Annotated in this window: 3 protein-coding genes; 1 reads left to right on the forward strand and 2 read right to left on the reverse strand. The window is 74.7% G+C overall.

Translation table 11 applies throughout. From position 1 onward, the window contains the following. On the reverse strand, positions 1-2,802 hold a 2,802-nt coding region (locus E1265_RS33275), incomplete at its 3' end, for an EAL domain-containing protein (RefSeq protein ID WP_132934683.1). 119 nt (positions 2,803-2,921) lie between these two features. Further along, on the reverse strand, positions 2,922-3,887 hold the full coding sequence (locus tag E1265_RS33280; RefSeq protein WP_132934684.1) for a 2-hydroxyacid dehydrogenase: 966 nt from the start codon (positions 3,885-3,887) through the stop codon (positions 2,922-2,924). A gap of 112 nt (positions 3,888-3,999) precedes the next feature. Here E1265_RS33280 and E1265_RS33285 point away from each other — a divergent pair, with 112 nt between their 5' ends. Then, positions 4,000-5,196 (forward strand): PQQ-dependent sugar dehydrogenase, encoded by a 1,197-nt coding sequence (locus E1265_RS33285; RefSeq protein WP_132934685.1) that lies wholly within the window; start codon positions 4,000-4,002, stop codon positions 5,194-5,196. The last annotated feature ends 24 nt before the right edge of the window (positions 5,197-5,220 follow it).

Below are 5,220 nucleotides of genomic sequence, written 5' to 3' on the forward strand. Positions count from 1 at the left end.
GTGCGGGGGAAGCGGCAGGCGGCCGCCGTCGAGGACGTGGCGCAGCCCGGCGTGGTCGAGCGGCTCGCTGAAGGCGAGGCCCTGGCCACGCCGGCAGCCGAGCGCGCGCAGCGCGGCGGCCTGCTCGGGGTGGTCGACGCCGTCGGCGAGGGAGTCGATGCCGAGGTCGGCGGCCATCCGCAGCAGGCCGGCGGCGATCTTGCGCAGCTGCGGTGAGTCGACGAGGCCGTCGACGAGCTCACCATCGAGGCGGACGAGGTCGACGGGGAGCAGGTGCAGGGCGGCGGCCGCGGTGCCGCCGCTGCCGAAGCCGCCGAGCGCGACGCCGACGCCGAGGCCGCTGAGGTCGAGGAGGCGGCGGCGCAGCTCGTCGGCGGCCAGCACGGACTCGGCCTCGGGCAGCTCGATCATCAGGGCGCCGGGCGGCAGGCCGTGCTCGGCGAGCAGCGCCTCGACGCCGCCGGCGCCCAGCGCCCGGTCGGCGAGCCTGGGCCCCGGCACGCGGACGCTGACCGGGACCGTGTGGCCGGCGCGGTGGCGCCTGCCGGCCTCGGCGATGGCCTGCCTGACCAGCCAGCCGGTCATCTCGGTGGCCCGCTCGCCGGCGTCCGGGCGGGGGCCGCGCAGCAGCTCGAGCGGGGTGGTGAGCAGGCCGTGCGCCGCCCGCCAGCGCGCCTGGGCGGAGAGCGCGGTGATCCGCCCGTCGGCGAGGTCGACGACGGGCTGGTGGAGCAGGGTGAACTCGCCGGCGTGCAGGGCGCGGCGCAGCCGGTCGGCCAGCTCGGTGCGGCGCACCGCCTCGGCCTGGAGCTGCGGCACGTACAGCTCGACGCGGGCCTTGCCGGCCTGCTTGGCGCGGTACATCGCGAGGTCGGCGTTACGCATCAGGGCGGCCGGGGTGGCGCCCGGCTCGGCGAAGGCGATGCCGATGCTGGCGGCCACCCGCACCTCGCGGCCGTCCACCACGTAGGGGCGGGAGAGCGCGGTCCGCACCCGCTCGGCGATCTCCAGGATGCGGTACTCGCGGGGCCCGGGCTCGCCGGCCGGGTCGCCGACGATCAGCGCGGCGAACTCGTCCCCGCCGAGCCGGGCCGTGGTGTCGCCGGCCCGCACCGACTCGCGCAGCCGCTGGGCGGCCTGCACCAGCAGCTCGTCGCCCGCCTGGTGGCCGATGCTGTCGTTGACCGCCTTGAAGCCGTCGAGGTCGATGAAGAAGACCGCCGCGTCCGGGTCCCCGGTCTGGCCCGGGCCGTGGCCATCGCTGAGGGCCAGCCTGACCCGCTCGGTGAACAGGGCCCGGTTGGGCAGGTCGGTGAGGGCGTCGTGGGAGGCGCTGTGCTGAAGCTGCGCTTGCAGTCGCACACGTTCCGTCACGTCTCGACTGTTGAAGATCAGGCCGTCCTGGTAGCGGTTGACGCTGGACTCCACGTTGAGCCAGCGCCCCTCGGCGTGGAGCACCCGGCACTCGATCCTGGTGGCCGGCTCGAGCGCGGGCGGCACCGCGAGAAAGCGGCGCAGCTCGTGCAGGACACGGCCGAGGTCGTCCGGGTGGATCAGCGTCGAGAGCTCGCAGCCGATCAGCCGCTCGGCGTCCCTGCCGTACACGCCGGTGGCCGCCGGGCTCACGTAGCGGAGCTTGCCGTCCGGCGCGGCGATCATGATCACGTCGCTCGATCCTTGCACCAGCGAACGGAAGTAGTTCTCCTTCTGGGCAAGCTCGCGGGTCAGGGCCGCGTTGTCGGCGAGGGTGATCCCCTGGCGCACGAGCAGCGCGAGGACCACGGCGGACGCCGCGTACACGACGACGCGGTCGACGCTACGGCCAGCGACTATGGTCATCAGGATGCTGAGCACGCAGACGGCCGCCGCCGTGTAGGGCGCGAGGGCGCCGATGCCCAGCGACTCGACGAACGGGCCCTCCTCGCGGTCGCCCTCGGCGCGCTCAGCCGGCGCCGGCTCCTCGGCCGGCCCCTCGTCCGGCGGCCGACCGCCGGGCCGCTCGCTCCTGGTGCCCGCCCACGGCGCGTAGGCCAGGAGCAGCGAGGCGGCGAACCAGCCGGCATCGAGCAGTTGACCCGAGCTGTAGTGGGCGCGCAGCATGGGCGAGGTGAACAGGGCGTCGCACAGGACGGTCAGGGCCAGGGCGCCGATGGCGGTGTTGATCCCGGCCCGGTGCCGGGTGCCGTGCCTGAAGTGCAGCACGAGCACCATGCTGACCAGCGCGATGTCCAGCAGCGGGTAGGCCAGCGCCAGGGCGGCGCGGGCCACGGTCTCGCCCCGCCACTGGGCGGTGTGGGCGAGAGCGACGCTCCACGACAGCGTCATCAGCGAGCCGCCGATGAGCCAGGCGTCCAGCCCGAGGCAGATCCAGCGGGCCCTGGTGACGGGGCGCCTGGCGAACATCAGCAGGCCGATGATGGCCAGTGGCGCGAAGAGCAGGTAGCAGATGTCGGCGAGCGAGGTGCGCGGGACTGACTCCCGCAGCACCACCTCGTACCAGCCCCATATGGCGTTGCCCAGGCCGATCATCATCGAGGAGAGGCCGAACAGCGTCCACGCCGGCCGCAGGTCGCCCGCGCGCCGGTGCGCGTACCACAGGCACGATCCGGCGGCCAGGAAGGCGGCCGCCGCGAGCCCGAAGTCCCCCATCACGCGGGCCACCTGCGGCGAACCCCAACCGAACAGGGCCCCCACGGCGTAGCCCGCGCACACCCCGGCCAGCGCCAGCTGCGGCCCCGGGCCGGTCAGCGGCGGGCTCTCCGCGTCGGCACGCGGCCGCCATGCCGTTCTCGGGCGGTGCATTCGCCTGTGCCCCCCTCTCGTTCCGGACTCGCCCCGGAACGGACGGTACACCAGAACCGTCACTCAACGCCATAGCAATCTCACCGACCGTGACGATCTGGGGGGCACCTCGCGCTCGGTCAGCGCCGCGGGTCAGCGCTCCCGCCCCCGCCGACGGCGACGACGTGCGCCACGGGTTCGCCGGCCGCGAACCTGGCCAACTGGGCCCGCAGCAACCGCTCCGCACGAGGCCTGAAGGCCGTCGTCGGACCGCCGACGTGCGGGGTGATCAGCACGCCGGGCGCGCCCCACAGCGGATGCCCTGGCGGCAGCGGCTCCGGGTCCGTGACGTCGAGCGCGGCCAGCAGCCGGCCCGACTCGAGCTCGGCGAGCAGCGCCTTGGTGTCCACGACGGGACCACGGCCGACGTTGACCAGCAGCGCGCCGTCCGGCATCCGGGCCAGGAACTCGGCACCGACCAGGCCGCGGGTGGCGGGGGTGAGCGGGGTCGCGACGATCACCACGTCGGCGCGGGGCAGCAGCTCGGGCAGCTCGTCGGTGCCGTGCACCGGGCCGCGCGGCGCGGTCCTCGCCCGGCTCGCGACGCGGATGACCTCGGCCACCTCGAACGGCAGCAGCCGGTCCTCGATGGCCCCGCCGATGCCGCCGTACCCCAGGATCAGCACCCGCCGGTCGGCGAGCGCGGGGCGCACGCCCTGCGCCCACCGCCCCTCGCCCTGGGCGCGCACCGCGTCCGGGACGCCGCGGAGCGCGGCCAGGGTCAGGGTGAGGGCGAGTTCGGCGGTGCTGGTGTTGTGCAGGGAGCCGGCGTTGCACAGCCGCGCGCCGGGCGCCAGGTCGGGGAGTCCGGGGAGCATGTGGTCGACGCCGGCGGTCAGGGTCTGGACGACGCGCACGCCGGTCATCAGCGGCAGCGGTCGCAGCACCACGTCCGGCCGCTTCAGGTACGGGACGACGTAGAAGGCGCAGTCGGCCGGATCGGCCGGATACTCGTCCTCGCCGTTCCAGTGCCGGTACGCGAATGATTCGGGCAGGTCGGACAACTCGTCGGGGGAGAAGGGCAGCCAGACATCTGTAGTGCTCATGCCGCCAGGCTAGATCGGCCGCGGGCCGGGGAACCCGGGGGTGACGGAACGGATCGCGTCTGATGTGCTGGTCGCTCCGATCGCGGTCCGGGGGCGGGGAGGACGGAGGCGGATGATGAGGCGGCGAGGCGTGGCCCTGGTGGCGGCGGTGACAGCCGTGTCCCTTGTGGTGTCGGGCTGTTCGGGCTCCGACGGGGACGACGGCGGCGCGGAGGGAGCGGGCGGCGCGACCGCGTCCGAGCCGGCGGATGAGCCGTCGGCGGAGCCGACCGACTCCGCGGAGTCGGCTGAGTCGGGTGAGCCCCCCGTGGCCCCCGACGAGGGATCCGTGGAGGTGGCCGAGACGCTGGCGGAGGGGCTCGACTCGCCCTGGGGCCTGGCGCCGCTGCCCGATGGCGACCTGTTGGTCGGCTCCCGCGACGGCGGCACGATCCACCGGATCGCGGCCGACTCCGGCGAGGTCTCGGAGGTGGGCGAGGTGCCGGGCGTGACGCCGGACGGCGAGGGCGGGCTGCTCGGCCTCGCCCTGGACCCGGAGTTCGCGTCAAGCGGCCTGCTCTTCGCCTACTACACGACGGCCGACGACAACCGGATCACCGCCTTCCGCCACGACGCCTCGGCGGCGCCAGGACAGGGCCTCGACCGGGAGCGCGACGTGCTCACCGGGATCCCCAGGGGCGGGTTCATCCACAATGGCGGCGGCCTGGCCTTCGGCCCCGACGGCATGCTGTACGCCTCGACCGGCGACGCCGACAACCGGGGCCTCGCGCAGGACCGGAACTCCCTCTCCGGGAAGATCCTGCGGATCGACCCCACGACGGGCGAGCCACCGACCGACAACCCGGACCCCGACTCGCTGGTCTACTCCTCCGGCCACCGCAACGTGCAGGGCCTCGCCTGGGACGCCGAAGGCCAGCTGTGGGCCTCGGAGTTCGGCCAGGACACCTGGGACGAGCTCAACCGGATCGAACCGGGCGAGAACTACGGCTGGCCGCTGCACGAGGGGCCGGGCGGCGAGGCCGACGGCTTCACCGACCCGGTGCGGTGGTGGCCGCCGGCCGAGGCGTCGCCCAGCGGCCTCGCCTTTCAGGGCGGCTCCCTCTGGCTGGCCGGACTGCGCGGCGAACGGCTGTGGCGGGTGCCGCTCACCGGGGCCGAGCCCGAGTCGTTTCTGAGCGGCGAGTTCGGGCGCCTGCGGGCGGTGCGGGCGGTTGGGGACGACGAGTTGCTGCTCGTCACTAACGAGACGGACTCCCGGGGGACGCCGTCCGGGGCGGATGACCGCGTCCTCCGCCTGCGGGTCCGCTGACCGGCGGATCTCCCCCACCCACCC

Origin of the sequence: Streptomyces sp. 8K308 (assembly GCF_004348315.1) — a bacterium.
Taxonomy (GTDB): domain Bacteria; phylum Actinomycetota; class Actinomycetes; order Streptomycetales; family Streptomycetaceae; genus Streptomyces.